Genomic DNA, 20,937 nt, shown 5'->3' with positions numbered 1-20,937 from the left:
AACAACACTCTATTCTAATAGTCCTATGATGTATGTTTTTATTACATACTCTTTGAATCTTTTTATATATAGACCTTAATTACTGATTCTGAAAAGAAAAAAGGCCAGTAGTGTTAACACTACTGGCCTTGCAATCGTTATAACTTGTCCGCAGAAAAACGCGATGCTGTTATTTATGGAGCTTCCGCTTCATCGTCGCTTGGTAACTCTTCTTCAGCTTTTAGTGATTTTGACAACAGCAACTCAGCACGAATTTTCTGTTCAATCTCGTTGGCAATTTCAGGGTTTTCTTTTAAGAATTTCATCACATTAGCTTTACCTTGACCAATGCGATCCCCTTTATAGCTGTACCAAGCACCGGCTTTGTCTACCAGCTTTTGCTTAACACCTAAATCGATAAGCTCTGCTTCTTTACTAATACCCTCACCATAGCGAATCATAAATTCAGCTTGTTTGAACGGAGGCGCAACTTTATTTTTAACCACTTTGACTCGGGTTTCGTTACCTACAACCTCGTCACCTTCTTTAACAGCACCAATTCGGCGAATATCTAGACGAACAGAAGAATAGAACTTAAGTGCATTACCACCCGTCGTTGTTTCAGGGTTACCGAACATAACGCCAATCTTCATACGAATTTGGTTGATGAAGATACACAGTGTGTTCGAACGCTTAATGTTAGCCGTCAACTTACGTAGTGCTTGCGACATCAAACGCGCTTGCAAACCGACGTGAGAGTCACCCATGTCACCCTCAATTTCAGCTTTTGGTGTTAGCGCCGCAACTGAGTCAACAATCACAACGTCAACAGCACCAGAACGCACCAACATGTCACAAATTTCTAGTGCTTGCTCACCTGTGTCTGGCTGAGATACCAACAAATCGTCAATATTCACGCCCAACTTTCCAGCATATACAGGGTCGAGCGCGTGCTCGGCATCAACGAATGCACAAGTTTTACCTGCACGTTGTGCCTCGGCAATAACTTGAAGTGTTAGAGTTGTTTTACCTGATGACTCAGGCCCGTAAATTTCAACAACACGTCCACAAGGAAGACCACCAATACCCAACGCGATATCAATGGTGAGTGAGCCAGTAGAAATAGCTTCAATATCCATGGCTTGGTTATCACCCAAGCGCATGATGGCTCCTTTACCAAATTGTTTTTCAATTTGTCCAACGGCGGCGGATAAGGCTTTAGATTTGTTGTTGTCCACGGAGCGATCCTCTGGAGTAATAATTAATTTTGGATTGGCATACTACCAACGAATGGGTGCATTCTATACTGTACAGGCATACAGTTTCAATACAGTATTTAAAATTTATTTGGATAACTTTGGCCTACTTCCACTAAACGTAGGTATCGACACCCAATATCTGCTGAAGCTCTTCTCGTCGCTCTTCTCGCTCTAAGCTTGCGTATGCATCAAGGGCTCGGCGTGCTTTGAAATTTGACTGTTGATCATAAGAAACATTGTTTTGTCGTTGGAACTGGTCGGCTTGTTCAAATGCCTCGGCACTCTGGCGTACAACCACTTGAGTGCGTGGATACTCCGTCGTTTGACGGTTTTGCTCTTGCTGACGATTAACCTCTTCCCGCTGAGGCTCTCGAACAGGCGGATTAACTACCAGCGCATTTTGAGCGGCAACAAGCCCAGACTCAAGCTCCACAGTGTTTTCCGGTTAATGAAGGTAATCCTTGAGTATAGAAGGGTTCCAAAACTTTTGCCTACAGCCTTGGAAGCAAAAGATAAAATTACGCTAAAAAATCATTACATCTGGCAAGTACATAATCGATGGCTTGCTCTCTTACCGCTTCTCTGTCACCACTAAATCGCATTTTTGCAGCACTGATATTTCCGTTGAGTGAGAAACCGAACCACACGGTTCCCACCGGCTTGTCAGTACTACCACCACCGGGCCCGGCGATACCACTTACACTCACAGCCACTTGTGCTCCACTTTTGGCCGCAACACCTTGAGCCATCTCTATAACAGTTTGTTCAGACACAGCACCATATTGGGTTAACGTGTGCTCGAGCACATCTAATTTCTGATGCTTAGCGTCATTGGAATAGGTCACCCAAGACACATTAAACCAGTCCGAGCTTCCAGACACGCTAGTAAAGGCATATGCCAATCCACCACCAGTACAAGATTCCGCACAAGAAATCGTCCACCCTCTTTGTCGAAGTTGTTCACCTAAAGCCAATACTGATTGTGTTCTTGTCGTCACCACTCGATCTCCAGCACATCCATAGTTAAAAGACATATTAATACTTGTTGCCCCATCAGGCATTACTTAAAATGTCGTTTTGATTTTTTGCTCAGTTGAATCTTCCAATCAATATATTGGGCTTAATACTACGCTGATTAAATACAACGCTGAACGTCAACACAGTATAAGAGGGAGCCGACGTTTTATAAAACCTTCCGCAGCAAGGATGCTGCGGCAGAGCGCTCAAGGACGGGTTAACCGCCTGTTTTATAAAACGTCGGCTTCCCTCTGCGATGTTAACAAACGCAGTCACCAAACGAGGCATTTTTTGGAAACACACACTCCCATGATGCGCCAATACTTGGCAATTAAGGCGCAGCACCCCACTATTTTACTCTTCTATCGCATGGGCGATTTCTACGAATTGTTTTACGACGATGCCAAAAAAGCTGCGGAGTTACTCGATATCTCATTAACCGCTAGAGGAAAATCTGGCGGCGAGCCCATCCCAATGGCGGGCGTACCTTTTCACGCAGTAGAAAGCTATTTAGCCCGATTGGTCAAAATGGGAGAATCAGTTGCTATTTGCGAGCAAGTGGGTGATCCAGCCACGAGTAAAGGCCCTGTGGAACGACAAGTTCAGCGCATTGTGACTCCCGGTACTGTGACTGACGAAGCTTTACTTGAAGAACGCCAAGACAACGTGCTTGCCGCCGTTTGCGGTAATGAAGACCGCTTCGGCTTATCCGCATTAGACATTACGAGCGGGCGCTTTATTGTGACTGAGTGCGAATCAGCCGAGGCACTCCAAGCCGAGCTTCAGCGATTAAACCCAGCAGAACTGCTTTACCCTGAAAGCTTTACCTGCATGCACGCCATCGAACACAGAAAGGGGTTGCGCCGTCGTCCAGAGTGGGAATTCGATGAAGACACTGCCAATAGCCAACTCAACAAACAGTTCCAAACCAAAGAATTAACTGGGTTTGGGGTTACTGATATCACACTCGGCTTAGGTGCTGCGGGATGCGTACTTCAATATGTCAAAGATACACAGCGTACCGCTCTGCCCCACATTCGCAGTATTCAAAAAGAACAACAAGACAGCCGAGTGCAATTAGACGCTGCCACACGAAGAAATCTTGAACTCACACACAACCTTTCGGGTGGACAAGACAACACCCTGTTTAGCGTAATAGATACCACTACCACGGCAATGGGAAGTCGCTTGTTGCAGCGCTATTTACACGCACCAATTACCGACATGCACGAACTATCTAGCCGACAAGACGCTATACAAGTGCTGATGGATAACGGTTTTGACGCCATTGCAGACGGCCTAAAAACCATTGGAGACATCGAACGCATCATGGCGCGTCTTGCACTTCGTTCAGCCAGACCTAGAGACTTCGCCCGATTGAGAAATGCGCTCAATACACTACCTGAATTACAAAGCGCACTGAAAGATTATGACATTCCACTCATCAACCAACTCGCCCATGTAATTAATGAGTACCCTGAATTACAGGCACTGCTCACAAGTGCAATTATAGACAATCCGCCTGTAGTGATCCGCGATGGCGGTGTTATTGCACAAGGTTATAATAGCGAACTTGATGAGCTTCGCGCCTTGTCTCAAGGTGCAACAGATTACCTTGATGCGTTAGAACAACGAGAGCGTGAGCGCACCGGCGTATCAACATTAAAAGTCGGCTATAACAAGGTACATGGTTTCTTTATAGAAATGAGTCGAGCCACGAGTGGTAGTGCACCAGCAGACTATATTCGTCGACAAACACTCAAAAACACAGAACGTTTTATTACTCCTGAGCTTAAAGAACACGAAGACAAAGTCCTGACCAGTCAGGGCCGTGCTTTAGCGTTAGAGAAACAGCTATATGAAGCTTTGTTTGATCACATAGCACCTCACCTAAATAATCTGATAGATACTGCCGGAGCATTGGCAAAACTAGATGTACTTTGTTGCTTCGCAGAGCGAGCGTTGAGTCTTGATTGGTATCGCCCTACGTTAACCTCAAACACACAGATAACCTACGATGCCGGCCGACATCCTGTGGTAGAAAACGTAATGGAAGGGCCTTTTATTGCCAACCCACTTACACTGTCAGACCAACAACGTATGCTGATAATTACCGGCCCTAACATGGGCGGTAAATCAACCTACATGCGCCAAACAGCGCTTATCGTGTTACTCGCGTATGTTGGCTGTTTCGTTCCTGCGCAAAATGCCCAAATAGGTAAAGTCGATAGAATATTTACCCGTATTGGCGCTTCTGATGATTTAGCCTCTGGCCGATCTACCTTCATGGTAGAAATGACAGAAACTGCCAATATTCTTCACAATGCCACTGAGCACTCTTTAGTGTTAATGGACGAAATCGGCCGCGGCACAAGTACCTATGACGGACTGTCGTTAGCGTGGGCCTGTGCAAGCTATTTAGCGTCGTCAGTGAATGCCTATACTTTATTCGCCACTCACTATTTTGAGCTGACAGAACTTCCAGATAGCCTACCCAAAGTAACTAACGTGCATCTCGATGCCCTAGAGCACGAAGATACTATTCGTTTTATGCATGCTGTAGAGACAGGGGCGGCAAGTAAGAGCTTTGGGTTGCAAGTCGCGCAGCTTGCAGGCGTTCCACAAACGGTTATTCGCGCAGCAAAAGCCAAACTCAAAGCACTGGAACAAGGCTCAGCTGATTCCCCCGCTCAGAAAACAAAGCAAAGTAACCGCACTCAGTCTGACCAAGCAGAGATCATTTTTGACGACAAACCTCACCCAGTCATCGATGCTTTAAATCAGGTGTCTCCTGATGAACTCACGCCACGACAGGCGCTAGACCTCTTATACACCCTTAAACGTCTATCAAAAGCGTAAATCTGAGGCCATTTCATGGGCAAACACATTTGTTTGCCCAGTGAATTTTGCGTATACTATTACGCCGTCCAAAGTGCTAGTGATGGTCTTCTCTCATTGCTCGCATTATTACCCAAATATCCAACGTCTTAGGTTTCGCATGACAAATTATATTTTCGTCACCGGTGGTGTCGTTTCATCACTAGGTAAAGGTATTGCTGCTGCGTCATTGGCTGCAATTTTAGAGGCTCGTGGGCTCACCGTTACCATGTTAAAACTCGACCCTTACATTAATGTCGACCCCGGTACTATGAGTCCAATCCAACACGGTGAAGTATTCGTTACGGACGACGGTGCAGAAACAGACTTGGACTTAGGTCACTACGAACGTTTTATTCGTACCCGCATGAGCAAGCGCAACAACTTCACCACTGGACGGGTGTATGAAGAAGTACTAAAGCGCGAAAGACGTGGGGACTACCTAGGCGCGACCATTCAGGTTATCCCGCATATTACTAACGAAATAAAGCGCCGTGTTATTGCTGGTGCGGAAGGCCACGATGTGGCTATTGTTGAAGTTGGCGGAACTGTGGGTGATATCGAATCACAACCTTTCTTAGAAGCTATCCGTCAGCTTGGTACAGAAGTAGGTCGTGAACGCGCAATGTTCATGCACCTAACACTCGTACCTTATCTACCAGCATCTGGTGAAGTTAAAACTAAGCCAACACAGCACTCGGTGAAAGAACTGCGCTCAATTGGTATTCAGCCAGATATTTTGGTGTGTCGCTCAGTAGGTGCATTGCCAACCAGTGAACGCTCTAAAATTGCGCTTTTCACTAACGTTGCTGACAAAGCAGTAATCTCACTTAAAGACGTTGATAGTATCTATCGCATTCCTGCAGCACTGAAAGCACAGGGTATGGATCAGTTGGTTGTAGACCGTTTTGGTTTAGAGTGCGACGAAGCCGACCTTACTGAGTGGGAACAAGTGCTTTATTCTGAATCTAACCCAACCGGTGAAGTTAACATTGGTATGGTGGGCAAATACGTAGAGCTTCCCGACGCATACAAGTCAGTAAATGAAGCGCTTAAACACGCAGGCCTTAAGAATCGCCTCACCGTTAACATCCACTATGTTGACTCTCAAGATGTTGAGAGTAAAGGTGCCCAAATTCTTGAACACCTCGACGCCATATTAGTACCTGGCGGATTTGGTGAACGGGGTGTTGAAGGTAAGATTGCTGCCGCCAAATATGCTCGAGAAAACAAGGTGCCTTATTTAGGTATTTGTTTAGGCATGCAAGTGGCGCTTATTGAATACGCTCGTAACGTTGCGGGGATGGAAAACGCCAACAGTACTGAATTCGACCCAGAAACTGGATTCCCGGTAGTTGGCCTTATCACAGAATGGCTAGACGCCGACGGTTCTACAGAAACCCGAAATGAATCATCTGACCTTGGTGGAACCATGCGTTTGGGTAGCCAACTTTGCCATCTGTTGGAAGACACCAAAGTACACGAAATGTATGGCAGCACGGAAATCTACGAGCGTCACCGCCATCGCTACGAAGTCAATAACAACCTTCGCGACCAAATCGAAGCGGCAGGGATGAAAGTCAGTGGTTTGTCCACTGACAAACGACTTGTAGAAGTGGTGGAAATACCTGACCATCCTTGGTTCATAGCAGGTCAGTTCCATCCAGAGTTTACGTCTACACCACGAGATGGACATCCGTTGTTTGAGGGCTTTGTTGCCGCAGCGGGCGAATACCAGAAAGAAAATCACTAAATTCTAAATAAGGGAACACTTTCTCCCGTGGTGTTCCCATCAATCGTTGAGGAAAAAACATGGCGAAGATTAGTCGCATTATTGGACGCGAAATTATGGATTCTCGCGGCAACCCAACCGTAGAGGCAGACGTATACTTAGAGTCTGGCGTTATGGGTCGTGCCGCAGCACCTTCTGGCGCATCAACTGGTAGCCGTGAGGCACTTGAATTGCGCGATGGTGATAAGTCACGTTACATGGGTAAAGGTGTAACTAAAGCGGTTGCTGCCGTTAACGACACCATTGCACCAGCGCTTTTAGGTAAAGACGCACTTGCACAAGCGGACATCGATGAAGTTATGCTTGCACTAGACGGTACTGAAAACAAAGAAGTACTAGGCGCGAATGCTATCCTTGCTGTGTCTCTAGCAACTGCAAAAGCTGCTGCTGCAGAAAAAGGCGTAGCGCTATACGAACACATTGCCGACCTTAACGGTACTTCTGGTGAATACTCTATGCCAGTGCCAATGATGAATATCATCAACGGCGGTGAGCACGCAGACAACAACGTTGATATTCAAGAGTTCATGGTTCAGCCTGTTGGCGCGAAAAGCTTCAAAGAAGCACTTCGCATGGGTGCAGAAATTTTCCATAACCTGAAGAAAGTGCTTTCAGCCAAAGGCCTTAACACCGCAGTGGGTGACGAAGGTGGCTTTGCACCAAACCTTAGCTCTAACGCTGAAGCGCTAGCTGTTATCGTTGAAGCAGTAGAAAAAGCAGGCTACACAATGAACGAAGACGTAACACTTGCACTAGACTGTGCAGCGTCTGAATTCTACAAAGAAGGTCAATACGTACTTTCTGGTGAAGACAAGAGCTTTGATTCAGAAGCGTTTGGCGACTACCTAGCTGAGCTTTCTTCACAATATCCTATTGTGTCAATTGAAGACGGCCTAGACGAAAGCGACTGGGATGGTTGGGCAAGCCTCACTAAAAAGATTGGTGATAAGGTTCAACTAGTGGGTGACGACTTGTTCGTAACTAACACTAAGATCCTTAAGCGCGGTATCGATAACGGTATTGGTAACTCGATCCTTATCAAGTTCAACCAAATCGGTTCACTGACTGAAACTCTTAACGCAATCAAAATGGCGAAAGATGCTGGCTTTACTGCAGTTATCTCTCACCGTTCTGGCGAAACTGAAGACGCAACCATTGCTGACCTGGCAGTAGGTACAGCGGCTGGTCAAATCAAAACTGGCTCATTGTGTCGTTCAGACCGCGTAGCTAAGTACAACCAACTACTTCGTATTGAAGAAGCTCTTGGTGATGCAGCGGTTTACAACGGCCGTTCAGAAATCAAAGGTCAGTAAGTTATCAATATCGTCTAATGGTATTTTAAATGAAAACGGTGTGGGTCAAGCTCACACCGTTTTTTTATGCCCGTCTTTTACATAGGCATAAAAAAGCCCCAGACTAGCTGGGGCAAAATGACACACGCTTTACACAATTATGATTATTTTCTTAGAATCTGTAGCTTGCTCCCAGTGTTACACGGCGGTCTGTTAGACCTTGGAAACAAAGCAATGAACCTTCGTTTACACAATATTGGTTTACTTCAGATTCAGTGATGTTTACTGCCTCTAGACCAATATTAAGTTGCTCGTTCACATCATACGTAATACTCGCATTTAGCTGACCACGGTCATCTTGATACACTGGGAAGCCCCAAGGGAAGCTTGACGTGCTACCAAAGTCATCTGAACGATAGCCTTCACGCCATGTATATCTCATACGAGCTGATAGTCCATACTTTTCATAATAAAGCGTAATGTTGTACGCATTTTCTGAAAGATTCAGTAGACCTTGAACTGCTGATACATCAATGTCGTCGACACCTGTAGTCGCTGCAAACACATTGCTTGCACGGCTAGTCGCAGAATTTTCTGCTTCACCGCCAGAGAACTCCTGAATGGTGTAGTTAGCGAGAATACCGAAACCAGAAGCCCAACCTAGCTCATCTTCAAAGCCTGCCAAGTCGTACTGAACCGCGAACTCAATACCCTTTTGAGTAGTTTCACCAGTATCATTGATCTTAGTTTCTGTACCCACACAAACACCAGTACCTAAATCAGGTCCGAAAACGTTGATGTCTGCAATAGGGTTAAAGATACCACCTTGTTCACAAGGGTCAGTTAAGTCACGGTAGCCAGTTGTTGGGTCTTCAAACGGACTCACAATTTGTTCAACGTGAAGATCTTTGCGCGTTTTGTGGAAAATACCCACACTTACCACGCTAGCCTCAGCAAAATACCATTCGGCAGAAAGGTCGTAAGAAATAACCTCTTCAGGCAGTAGACCTGGGTTACCGATTTCAACGTTAGGGTTCGGACTCGTGCTGAAGGTTACAGACGTAGATAAGTCATTAAAGTCTGGGCGACGAATATCTTTACCTGCACCGAAGCGAACAATAACGTCATCAGTAACATCAGCCACAATGTTCAAGCGAGGAAGCACAAAATCGTAATCTCCCGTAGATTCAATACGCGAAACTAATTCGTTACCAGCATCATCTTCAGTAATAGAGTTACCCACTGATGTGATGTCTGTTTGTAAGTAACGAACACCGAAATTACCGCGGAACATTTCGTACTCAAAGTTAGCTTGTGCGTATAGCGCGTGCGTTTCCTCTTCAATATCGAAGAAGCCTGATGAGCTAGCAGTAGGCGCACTTAGCGAACGGCTCGAACCATGCGCGGTCATCGCATCTTGAAGTACGGAAAGCACATAGTCAGGGCTTGACGCGACCAACTCAGGGTTAATAAGTAAGAAATCTTTTACGAAGAGCTCGCGACCATCTGCAGCGTCAAAGTTATCTGGACCAGCGACTAATAGCTCAGAGAACAAATCACCACGCGGACTATCAGTCATTGAACGCAAGCCAACACTTGTACCTATATCTTCTCTAACACTAGTAGATTTACTGTAGCGATAACCAAAATCGACAGAAGTAATCATACTATCTAGGTAATAAGTGAAGTCTACACGAGCTGCGTCTTCGCTGTTTTCAGTAGTATCACGACCAATATTCACGTCACGTAAAACAACGTTGTACGGGTCCATCAGCTGCTCTACCGTTGGCGCATAATCTGCACCTGAAGCAATCCCGAAAGTTAATGCACCACCTGTTAAGTCATATTGGAAAGGCACGCTATTATCGTTACCGCCACCCGCGTCCAGCGGCGCGTTCGGGTTAATGAAGTTGAGTGTGGTGTTAAAACTAGGTGTTGTTGTGTCTGAAGAGGAAGACGCAATCTCTGCGCTGACAAACAGCTTATCACCCTGCCACTCACCGCCCAGACGGAAGATTTCGCTTTTTGTTACACGAGAGTTTGTATCTGTGGATAGACGAAGGTTTGGATCGTCGTCATCGTTATCCAAGTTTACTGGAATAATACCAGTTAACGCTGCTTGAATACTGCCCAAGTTTGTACCACCTAATGAACCAAAATTGACAGTTTCAAAAGAGTCGGGAACAGATATGTCATTCAGTGCGCTTACACCAGACGCCTGTACGCGAGAACTCTCTTGTAAACGCTCTTGGTCATTGATTACCGCGTCAAAAAAGAACTTTGTATTGTCATTAGGAGCCCATTCGAAAGTACCCACGAAGTTCTTAGTTTCATATTCAAAGTTATCGTAGTCTTGTACTAAAAACTGAATAGGTAGAAAATCGAAAGACTGTGCACTGGCAAAACCACTGTCTGATGCCACCAAATTGTCTCGGTCAGCACGAGGACGGAATGCTGATACGTCTTGTTCAGCATAACTTGCGCTAATTACTACACCAAAACGACCATTTTCGTTTTCCCAGTTATCACCGAATGTACCTGATAACCTTGGTTGAAAGTTGCTATCTGTAGTTAAGCTGCTGTTTTCGCCCTGAACGCGAAACGCTGCAAGTCTCTCTGATAGTTGTAATGGGCGAATGGTTTTAAGGTTGATAGTACCACCTACTGAACCTTCAATAGTCTTCGCGTCTGGTGATTTTGTTACCTCTAACCCTGCGATAATTGAGGCAGAAACGTCTTCAAAGTCAATACCGCTTCGGCCTGCGCCGGAGCCTACTGTTGACACACCATTAATTTCCGTACGGTTCGCATCAGTACCACGAATTTGTACACCGGTACCTACACCCGCTTCACGAGTTATTTGGATACCAGTGATGTTCTCTAATACTTCCGCCAAATTTTGATCCGGAAGCTTACCAATATCTTCGGCTTCAATAACCTCAACAAGGTTATTGCTGTAACGTTTTTCATTGAGTGCGCTGGCTAGAGAGGCGCGAATACCAGAAACCTGAATAACCTCAAGCGAATCTTCAGTTGGTTCTTCTTGTGCGTTTGCTGTTGCAGCAATGCTTAGCGAGCTCGCTGATAGCAGTGCTAACGTGATTTTTGATAGTTTGTGACCCATGTGTGTGTTCCTTTTCGGCACAAAATGGACAACCAATTCACTTGCCCATTTTAACCGTATTAAATGTGCTAACGACTTACCTTGAAAACCAAGAACCTCACAACAGGTTTACAAGGTTATTACAAAATATGCCAAAAATAAAAATTGGTCAATCTTTAACGAGATATTTTTTTAACAAATTTAACATATTGGCCATACCAATACTTTAAAAACAAACACAAAAAGGTATACCAATAATCCATAAATAAAATTTAAACCATAAAAAACAAGAATTTAAAAATTTATCAATACATATATAGAAGCTATAAAGCCTGGTTAACCAAAATGTTAAACAATACATTTAAGACTATTCTAAATAGTCTTAATATGTGCTCTAACATCTACCAACACACAAAATTGGTCTTACAAAAACCAAAATGTAAAAACTATTCAACTTGCCATTCAAACTATAGCAAAGCTTTTCCTGTGTTCTGGCGTTACTCGGCCGCTAGCTAATGTGAGAAAATCCTGATAGGGTGACGACATTGAAGAAAAATCAACCAAACTCCATCCGTATTTATGGTTAACTCTGGCGATCAGACTGATTTGCAATCTGGCTTTTTCGAAGAATCTGGGGAGCTGAGTAGCTCGCATCCACAGTTTGCTGAAATATGTACGGCGCTGTACGAGAGGGAGTTATTGTATTTGGCGCATAATAGTCCTAACAATATTTCTATCATGCGAAGAAAAGTTGGTGGCCTACCCTATCATGTTCGCAGCGTAGCGCGCTTTTTACTCGACAACTCCTCTCCCCTAGCCATCGATGCTCATAATGGCAGTTGGTTTGCCAAGCAAGCGACTCAATGCCCCAACACCAACAAAACACCCGACATATTGTTTAGCTGGCTGGTTAAATACGCGGATTATGGTTTGGTATTGCCGGTTCTCATAGAATCAATGGAGGGCAAACATATCGAGCTTGATGCGATTGACAAGATCTCTTTGCCCAGTGAAGGCGTTCATTTAAATAAGCATGGCTGGTTTGACTTTCGTGGTGAACAACTCACTCCAGATGACAATAAACACATCAGCAAAGCGTTACTTAAGCCGAGTAAGGCCAATTTAACAGCAGCTTGTTGTGGACATACGTGGCGACACAAAGGAAAGGGTATAAACCGCTCTCTGCAACTCAGAGAAATGCGATTATCAACCCAAATCAATTGGAAAGGTTTTACACTACGAGCCAAAAAGTGAATAACTAGTCAAAAATAGTAGATAAAAACCCCACCCAATAGCAACTTTTCACCATTTAGATTCGCGACTGTTTAGGATAAACATCCTAGTAATACAGAGAAATAGCAACTTTATCCGATAAAAAACGATTATCACTCCATATTCACCCTGAAAATTAGGATAAATTTACCCTCCCGCGAAATGTCACACTTTATAATCAAAAATTATAGTTATTATTGCTAACTAAAGGTTGACCTGTTCCCCACTACTGGTTACATTGTCGGCATAACTTGAAGGTGCACTGGCGAAGCGTAAATGAACTCACGCATTCTACTGACAACTCTACTCCTCATGGCAGCAAGACTGCACGGGTAGATTGCATCTAGCAACAAATCACACAAAAACCCGTGCATCGCACGGGGTTTTTTTTTAACTTCACAATGAGAGAGCGTCATGACAAATCAAGTAAAAATATTTGATACCACTTTGCGAGATGGTGAACAGGCATTGCCTGCGAGCCTAAGTGCTAAAGAAAAGTTGCAGATCGCTCTCGCACTCGAACGGTTAGGCGTGGACATTATTGAAGCTGGCTTCCCCGTATCATCGCCGGGTGATTTTGAATCAGTGCAGATGATCGCTCGAGAAGTAAAGAATTCGACGGTGTGTGGTTTGTCTCGGGCACTCGCTGGAGATATTGATGCCTGTGGTCAGGCACTTAGTGTTGCTGAGCACTTCAGAATTCACACCTTTATTGCGACCTCAGAAATTCATGTAGGTGCTAAACTAAGAAAGTCACAAGACGAAATCGTCGAAATGGCTGTGGCTGCAGTTAAACACGCCCGTAAATATACCGACGATGTGGAATTCTCCTGCGAAGATGCTGGGCGAACTCATATCGATTATTTGTGTCGCATGGTCGAGTCAGCAATTAACGCAGGTGCTACCACAGTTAATATTCCAGATACCGTAGGTTACACCACGCCAACAGAGTTTGGCGGAATTATCCAGCAATTGTTCAATCGTGTTCCGAATATTGATAAAGCAACTATCTCTGTGCATTGCCACAATGACCTGGGATTAGCGGTTGCCAACTCGTTGGCTGCGGTAGAGCAAGGCGCGAGACAAGTTGAATGTACTATCAATGGTATTGGCGAGCGAGCGGGTAATGCATCGTTAGAAGAAATAGCAATGATTTTGCAAACTCGTAAGGGCATGCTAGGTATCGATACCAATATTAATGCAACGGAAATCTCTCGTACATCAAAGCTTGTTAGTCAGCTGTGCAATATGCCTGTTCAAGCCAACAAAGCCATTGTTGGTGCTAACGCCTTCAGTCACTCGTCGGGTATTCACCAAGACGGTGTCTTAAAAGCGCAAAACACCTACGAGATAATGACACCGGAAAGTGTCGGTATTAATAAAAACAACTTGAACCTGACTTCTCGCTCGGGGCGTCATGTAATTAAACATCGCTTGACCGAACTCGGATACAGTAGCGATGAGTACGATTTAGAAGCAGTTTATGCGGCCTTTTTGCAGTTGGCAGACAAAAAAGGGCAGGTCTACGATTATGACTTAGAAGCGCTGTTGTTCTTTGATAAACAAAAGCACGATCAAGCGCACTATCAACTGCTTTATTTACAAGCCAACTCAGGCAAAGAAATTATTCCAAGTGCTACCGTCACTTTAAAAGTCGGTAGTGAAGAAATTACCCAATCAAGTATTGGTAATGGCCCTGTTGATGCCGCGTACAACGCCATATTAGCCATTCTCGGCCATCAAGATATCGAAGTGGTTGACTTTAAACTTGACTCAAAAGGTGAAGGCGCAGACGCCCTTGCTCAAGTTAGTGTGATTGCCACTTATAACGGACGTCGATTCCATGGTATTGGATTGGCGACAGACATTGTAGAAGCTGGCGTAAAAGCCCTTATTTTTGTATTGAACAATACCTATTTGGCTGACCAAATTGACCAGCAGAAAAATCAACAAGTACGTGTTTCAGGAGTGTAAATGAGTCAGTACAACATAGCGGTATTAGCCGGAGACGGTATAGGCCCTGAGGTAATGCAAGAAGCCAACAAAGTGTTGGATGCAGTTGAACAAAAGTTCGACATTAAAATTAACCGAACAGCATACCCAGTGGGCGGATTTGCCATTGATACTGAAGGTGAAGCACTCCCTAAGAAAACCCTTGAGGGCTGCGAAGACGCCGATGCTATTTTATTCGGTAGTATTGGTGGTCCAAAATGGGATACTTTGCCTTTAGACCAACGCCCTGAACGGGCAGCACTACTTACCTTGCGTAGTCATTTTGATTTGTTCAGTAACCTTCGCCCGGCTCGCATTTATCCGGGACTAGAAGCACTATCTCCCCTTCGAGAAGATATTGCCAAGTCAGGTGTTGATGTATTGGTGGTTCGCGAACTGACCAGCGGTATCTATTTCGGTCAGCCGAAAGGGCGTGAAGGTGAAGGCGAAGAAGAATTCGCTTACGACACCATGCGATACAGTAAACGCGAAGTACGTCGCATTGCTATTGCAGCCTTTGAAGCTGCGAAAAAGCGCCGCGGTAAAGTTACCTCAGTAGACAAAGCTAATGTATTGCTTACCAGTCGATTGTGGCGTGAAATCGCCGAAGAAGTCGCCAAAGACTACCCTGATGTGGAACTAGACCACATCTATATCGATAACGCGACCATGCAAATCATGAAGAACCCAGCACAATTTGACGTTATGCTGTGTTCTAATCTTTTTGGCGACATCGTGTCTGACGAGTGCGCCATGATGACTGGCTCTATGGGCTTGCTTCCCTCTGCCAGTATGAATGAAGCAGGTTTCGGCCTCTATGAACCTGCGGGCGGTTCGGCACCAGACATTGCTGGTATGGGTATAGCAAATCCTATTGCACAAATATTATCTGCCGCCATGATGTTGCGCTTTAGTCTTGGTTTAGGTGAAGCTGCAGACGCCATCGAAAAAGCGGTTGTCTCTACCTTGGAAGCTGGTGTACTTACGGGCGAGTTACTACCAGAAGACCAAAGAGACCGCGCGTCAACTACCGAACAAGTAGGTAGTGAAATCGTTAAACAATTGTTGGATCAGGAATAAGACCATGGCCAAGACCTTATACGACAAAGTATTTGAAGCACATGTTATCGAACAGGTCGGTGACGACAGCTTACTATACATTGACCGTCACCTTATTCACGAAGTGACATCACCGCAAGCGTTCGCAGGATTAAACGAGAAAGGACGCAAAGTACGTCGTCCTGACCGCACTATAGGTACTATGGATCACAGTATTTCAACACGCTCCTTAGCCATTGATGCCTGTGGCCCACAAAACGCCCTCCAATTGCAAACCCTTGCAAACAATTGTGAAGCCCATGGCATAAAACTTTACCCTGTGGGTCACAAAAAGCAGGGTATTGTACATGTTATGGGGCCTGAACTAGGCCTTATTCAACCGGGTATGACGGTGGTGTGTGGCGACTCACACACGGCAACTCACGGTGCATTTGGCGCTCTCGCTTTTGGTATTGGTACCTCTCAGGTTGAGCACGTATTAGCCACGCAAACATTGAAGCAGTCTCGTGCTAAATCCATGCTTATCAATGTAAATGGAGCACTTCCTGTAGGTATTACTGCAAAAGACATTATCCTTGCCATTATTGGTAAAATTGGTCACGCAGGTGCTACGGGTTATGTTATTGAGTACGCCGGCGAGGCCATCCGTAGCCTGTCTATGGAAGAGCGTATGACTATCTGTAACATGAGTATTGAAGCGGGTGCAAAAGCGGGTTTAATCGCCCCTGATGACACTACATTTACTATTTAGAAGGTCGTGAGTACGCACCAACAGGCGACAAATGGAGCGATGCAGTCACCTACTGGAAGTCGCTACACAGCGATGATGGAGCAGAGTTCGACGCGGTTGTTAACCTTGAAGCCGCAGACATAGCACCTCAAGTCACTTGGGGGACAAACCCAGGTCAGGTTATCGGTGTTGATGCTCCCGTACCTGCACCAGAGTCTTTTAGTGATCCGATTGAGAAAGAAAGTGCCCGTAAAGCACTGGATTATATGGGATTAAACCCAGGTGAGAAGCTAGCCGACATTCCCGTTAATCACGTATTTATTGGTTCGTGCACCAATGGTCGTATTGAAGATCTTCGTTCAGCCGCGCATATTGCTCGCAACGGTAAGGTCGCCCAAGACGTCACCGCAATTGTGGTACCAGGCTCAGGTGCAGTGAAGATTCAAGCGGAAGCCGAAGGCTTAGACAAAGTCTTTACCGACGCAGGTTTTGAGTGGCGCTTACCAGGATGTTCTATGTGTTTGGGTATGAACGACGATAAACTTGTCGCTGGTGATCGCTGCGCCTCTACCAGTAACAGAAACTTCGAAGGTCGCCAGGGTCGCGGTGCAAGAACCCACTTGGTGAGTCCAGCCATGGCAGCGGCTGCTGCATTAAAAGGCTATTTCGCAGATGTTAGAGATTTTCAGGAGTAAGCCACATGACAGACACAAAAGGCTTTACGCAACACACAGGAAGTGCCGTTCCACTTGATCAAGCCAACGTGGATACGGACCAAATCATTCCAAAGCAATTCCTAACCAGTGTTACCCGAGCAGGCTATGGAAAACACTTATTCCACGACTGGCGTTACTTGGATTTGGAAGAAAAAGAACCTAATCCAGAGTTTGTGTTAAACAAACCAGAACACGCGAGTGCGTCGATTCTACTTGCTCGAGAAAACTTTGGATGCGGCTCTTCCCGTGAGCACGCACCATGGTCACTGACTGACTACGGTTTTAGCGCGGTAATTGCCACCAGCTTTGCAGACATTTTCTATGGCAACTGTATCAACAATCAGTTAGTACCCGTGGCATTATCAAGCGAGCAAATGGACACGCTATTTGCCGACGTACAGGCTAACCCTTCGGTAGAGATTACTGTTGATCTACCAGCGCAAACAGTCACCTTTGGTGATCACAGCTATACTTTTGATATCGCGGAACACCATAAGGTAAATCTTGTTCAGGGTCTTGACGCAATAGGCCAAACCCTTGCACTTATCGATACAATTGAAGGGTTTGAAGCCAAGCAACCTGCCTGGTTATAGGTTAAAATAAGTTAATGTTGATAGTCGTTAGGCTATCAACAAACTTAAAAAAACTGCGCTATTGTTTATTAGCCGACGTTTAATCATTTCCCCCTTGGAGCTAGCATGCTTAAAAACGTACCCATTCACGATCTCGAACCTGGCATGTATGTAAATCAGGTGATAGAACAACGTGGTACGTTAAAAATGCGCTCTAAAGGCTTAGTAAAAACCACGTCGGTTATTGCTTCGTTAAAAGACAAAGGGATACTTGTGGTTGAGGTCGATTACAGTAAATCGTCCATCGCACCGCCTCCCCCTCCCGTTGAAGAAGAAACGCTCCCAGAAAAATCAGAAGTTAAACAGAGCCCGCCAATTAGCAAGGCATCACTCTCTAATGCTTCTGATTTGTATACCGATGCTGTCAACATACAGAATGGTTTTGTTGAATCGCTTAAGCGCGGGGCTGCTAAAGACCTAAAGCCTTTAGAAGATCTATCGCAAAGTTTAATCGAAAGTATGTTCGACAATCGCGATGCATTGTCATGTTTAACCATGATCAAAAATGCCGATGCTTACCTACTCGAACACTCAATTAACTGCAGTATTCTTATGGGTATGTTTTTGGAACATCTAGGATACGACCGCGACACTATCGAAGAAGCGTGTTTAGGCGCGCTTTTGATGGATGTGGGAATGTCTACTCTGCCAGAGGATATTAGAAACTCTACTAGCGAGTATACGCCCGCCGACCGTGAAATGATGAAAATGCATACCGAAATTGGTCAGGCTTTAGTGGAACAATCCGGTGAAATCTCCGACCTTGCCCTATCGATTATTGCTAACCATCATGAAAGGGTTGATGGTTCGGGTTATCCAAGAGGTATCGAAGGTGATGATATTCCAGAGTTTGCAAGAATCGCAGGTATTATTGACACCTACGATGCAATGACCTCCAACCGCTGTTATAGAAAGAGTATTACTCCCTCTCAAGCACTGAAACGTCTTAGCAAAGACAGCTCATTAGACCAAAACCTTGTGAGTACATTTATCAAATGTATCGGCGTTCACCCAGTTGGATCTGTTGTCAGATTAAAAAGTGGAAAATTGGGAATAGTTAGCCAACAAGGCAAAGAGGATATGTTGAGCCCCGTGGTTATGACATTCTACAGTGCCACGTCCAACCACTATAACGAAATAAAACGGTTGGACCTTAGCTTAGTAGATGATGAAATCGTCTCCGGTGTTAGGCCCGATGACTTCAACATCAACCTAGGTAAGTTCTTCCGAGAAGTCTTTGTTCACCAAATGCCCGACAAGTAAGAACAATCATCTCACTACCAATCGGTCAATGCAGCCATAGTAAATAAGGTGTTTTCAAAGGAGAGTACTACTTTCTGTGCCTCAATGTTGACTATCTGAACCTTACCGTCGATCCAATCTCCCTCGACCGCTTGAGCTCCGTTGACTCTGACCCAGCGATCACTTGGGCGTGACGCATACATATGAGCACTGAAATTCATAGTAGGTAATCGAGTCATTAGCCGCACCGGGAGCTGGTCTACCCGAGGTAGTTCATTATGAACATTCACTTCTGGTGCTTGTGTCTGCGGTTCAGACGTTGATGGTGTATCCAGTGCTTCGATAGCAGCATTAAACCGAGCAAGTAACTCTGGGGATACTTGCACATCGTCCTCATCTTGAGTGTTGATAATTCGTCCTTCATCTTGTGCAGATGAGGAGACTACTTGCTGCAAAGCTTCTGTCGTTGCCTCATTTTGTTCCACCGGTAGTGAAGCTTGCGTGCTAACCTCAGGTGATAATGTTTGCTCAGGCGGCAACTGGGCAACACTTGTCGTTGGATTGGGAGCAACTGAAGGTGGAGTTGTCTGTACTATGCGCGTTGCCGGTATAGGTTCGAATGCTCTCAACCATTGTGAAGACGTAGCTATGGTGTAACCAATACATAGCCCCCCCACAATCAACACAGCATAAACAGCAGCGTCTTTTCCATAACGTTTCCAAACTGAGGGCAAGCCTTGTACCGTAGGTAAAAACAGGCTGCGATTAAACTGTTCAGACAGGGTATTATCTATTTGCGCGTTAGTATCTCTATCACCGCGAAGTAACGCTTGGGTTTGCGTTCTGTGCTGTGTGGTTGGTGCAATTTCAACGGTTTGTTCAGGATCGATTTCGACTTCTTGAACGCCCATTTCCATCAGGCCTTGCACCATGGCATCACTGGTCACCAATCCTGACTTTCGAATTTTAACCGGGCCGTTTTGTTGCGTAATCGAAAGGATCACCATTCCAGGTTTTAACTGTGCTATCGCTACTAGATTAGACATACAAACTTCCTATTCCGTAGCCACAAACAATGGCCACTGCAAACGCACTTAACATCCACCATTTCCTTTGGTTTTGCACACGCTGAGTAACAACATCTTCGCCTAAAATCTGTTCAGCAGCCGCTAAAAATATCGATTTTTTAACCACCGCATTTTGCTTGGTAAATGAGAGAGTCAGAGCCCTGTCACACAACAAATTGATGACTCGCGGAATGCCACCAGTAATTTGATGCACCGCCCGTAAGGTCGAACGACCAAAGATACTGATATCGCCATTAGCCACACTTAAGCGATGAGCAATGTAGGATGACACTTCAGGCGCAGTGAGCGGCAACAAATGATATCTAGCTGTAATACGCTGTGCCAACTGCCTTAATTCATTGCGCTTGAGTAATTGCTGTAACTCGGGCTGACCAATCAATACCACTTTGAGTAACTTTTCCCGATTCGTTTCAAGATTAGTCAGTAGCCGCAACTGTTCGAGCACTTCTGGTAACAAATGCTGCGCCTCATCGACCATCAGTACGGTGTTCATACTCGCCTGATGATTATCTGCCAATTTAGACAAAATCAAATCAGTAAAATACTTAAGGCTGGCTTTGTCTGCATCGTAAGCGAGCCCTAATTCATCACACACCGTTGCCAAAAGTTCTAAAGCAGACAGCGTGGGGTTGAGTATCATTGCCACTTGCGTGTTATCGGGTAATTGCTGCAGCAACTTTCTCGACACTGTGGTTTTGCCCGTACCAACCTCTCCTGTGAGCATAACAAAGCCACCACTTTCACGCAGGCCAAATGTTAAATGCGCAAGGGCTTCTTTGTGCCTTGGGCTCATATACAGGTAGTCGGGATTTGGCGCTATTGAGAATGGGTTATCATTCAACCCAAAATAGTTAAGATACATGCGTTCCACTGCGTCGTTTAGTTTT

At 45.2% G+C, this 20,937-nt stretch carries 14 protein-coding genes and 1 pseudogene; 9 read left to right on the top strand and 6 right to left on the bottom strand.

Annotated features, from left to right (window positions below; all coding sequences use genetic code 11):
- Positions 1 to 173 precede the first annotated feature (173 nt).
- From recA to EYS00_RS18725, 3 genes are all read right to left on the bottom strand, one after another.
- Complete coding sequence (recA, locus tag EYS00_RS18735) at positions 174 to 1,217, bottom strand: recombinase RecA (RefSeq protein ID WP_130639424.1); 1,044 nt, start codon at positions 1,215 to 1,217, stop codon at positions 174 to 176.
- Between the two features lie 133 nt (positions 1,218 to 1,350).
- Positions 1,351 to 1,671 (bottom strand): hypothetical protein, encoded by a 321-nt coding sequence (locus EYS00_RS18730; protein ID WP_130639422.1) that lies wholly within the window; start codon positions 1,669 to 1,671, stop codon positions 1,351 to 1,353.
- A gap of 85 nt (positions 1,672 to 1,756) precedes the next feature.
- On the bottom strand, positions 1,757 to 2,272 hold the full coding sequence (locus EYS00_RS18725) for a CinA family protein (protein WP_130639420.1): 516 nt from the start codon (positions 2,270 to 2,272) through the stop codon (positions 1,757 to 1,759).
- 292 nt (positions 2,273 to 2,564) lie between these two features.
- Here EYS00_RS18725 and mutS point away from each other — a divergent pair, with 292 nt between their 5' ends.
- The 3 genes from mutS to eno all read left to right on the top strand — a co-directional run bounded on the left by mutS (position 2,565) and on the right by eno (position 8,237).
- Positions 2,565 to 5,114 carry a DNA mismatch repair protein MutS gene (gene mutS / locus EYS00_RS18720; RefSeq protein WP_130639478.1) on the top strand — a complete coding sequence of 850 codons (2,550 nt, stop codon included), beginning with the start codon at positions 2,565 to 2,567 and terminating at the stop codon, positions 5,112 to 5,114.
- Positions 5,115 to 5,253: 139 nt separating this feature from the next.
- Positions 5,254 to 6,885 (top strand): CTP synthase, encoded by a 1,632-nt coding sequence (locus EYS00_RS18715; protein WP_130639418.1) that lies wholly within the window; start codon positions 5,254 to 5,256, stop codon positions 6,883 to 6,885.
- Between the two features lie 59 nt (positions 6,886 to 6,944).
- A complete protein-coding gene (eno, locus tag EYS00_RS18710) occupies positions 6,945 to 8,237 on the top strand; it encodes a phosphopyruvate hydratase (protein WP_130639416.1) in 1,293 nt (430 codons plus the stop codon).
- A gap of 151 nt (positions 8,238 to 8,388) precedes the next feature.
- On the opposite strand, the gene EYS00_RS18705 is transcribed toward eno, so the two are convergent.
- Positions 8,389 to 11,340 (bottom strand): TonB-dependent receptor, encoded by a 2,952-nt coding sequence (locus EYS00_RS18705; RefSeq protein ID WP_130639414.1) that lies wholly within the window; start codon positions 11,338 to 11,340, stop codon positions 8,389 to 8,391.
- A gap of 684 nt (positions 11,341 to 12,024) precedes the next feature.
- Here EYS00_RS18705 and EYS00_RS18700 point away from each other — a divergent pair.
- From EYS00_RS18700 to EYS00_RS18675, 6 genes and pseudogenes are all read left to right on the top strand, one after another.
- On the top strand, positions 12,025 to 12,573 hold the full coding sequence (locus EYS00_RS18700) for a hypothetical protein (RefSeq protein WP_242618835.1): 549 nt from the start codon (positions 12,025 to 12,027) through the stop codon (positions 12,571 to 12,573).
- A 432-nt stretch (positions 12,574 to 13,005) separates the two neighbouring features.
- Complete coding sequence (gene leuA, locus EYS00_RS18695; RefSeq protein WP_130639410.1) at positions 13,006 to 14,565, top strand: 2-isopropylmalate synthase; 1,560 nt, start codon at positions 13,006 to 13,008, stop codon at positions 14,563 to 14,565.
- Positions 14,566 to 15,663, top strand: coding sequence for a 3-isopropylmalate dehydrogenase (gene leuB, locus EYS00_RS18690; protein ID WP_130639408.1), 1,098 nt, complete (start codon positions 14,566 to 14,568; stop codon positions 15,661 to 15,663).
- Positions 15,664 to 15,667: 4 nt separating this feature from the next.
- Positions 15,668 to 17,067: pseudogene (leuC, locus tag EYS00_RS18685) on the top strand (3-isopropylmalate dehydratase large subunit).
- A gap of 5 nt (positions 17,068 to 17,072) precedes the next feature.
- On the top strand, positions 17,073 to 17,681 hold the full coding sequence (leuD, locus tag EYS00_RS18680) for a 3-isopropylmalate dehydratase small subunit (protein ID WP_130639406.1): 609 nt from the start codon (positions 17,073 to 17,075) through the stop codon (positions 17,679 to 17,681).
- A 105-nt stretch (positions 17,682 to 17,786) separates the two neighbouring features.
- Positions 17,787 to 18,983: an HD-GYP domain-containing protein gene (locus tag EYS00_RS18675; RefSeq protein WP_130639404.1), complete on the top strand. Its 1,197-nt coding sequence runs from the start codon at positions 17,787 to 17,789 to the stop codon at positions 18,981 to 18,983.
- 14 nt (positions 18,984 to 18,997) lie between these two features.
- On the opposite strand, the gene EYS00_RS18670 is transcribed toward EYS00_RS18675, so the two are convergent.
- Both EYS00_RS18670 and EYS00_RS18665 read right to left on the bottom strand, forming a co-directional pair.
- A complete protein-coding gene (locus tag EYS00_RS18670; RefSeq protein ID WP_130639402.1) occupies positions 18,998 to 20,008 on the bottom strand; it encodes a general secretion pathway protein GspB in 1,011 nt (336 codons plus the stop codon).
- Positions 20,001 to 20,912 (bottom strand): ExeA family protein, encoded by a 912-nt coding sequence (locus EYS00_RS18665; RefSeq protein ID WP_130639477.1) that lies wholly within the window; start codon positions 20,910 to 20,912, stop codon positions 20,001 to 20,003. Before EYS00_RS18665 ends, EYS00_RS18670 begins: the two co-directional genes overlap by 8 nt.
- Positions 20,913 to 20,937 lie beyond the last annotated feature (25 nt).

This window comes from Alteromonas sp. KUL49 (assembly GCF_006538345.1).
In the GTDB taxonomy this organism is placed as follows: Bacteria; Pseudomonadota; Gammaproteobacteria; order Enterobacterales; family Alteromonadaceae; genus Alteromonas.
This window is presented reverse-complemented; position numbering and strand designations above follow the sequence as displayed.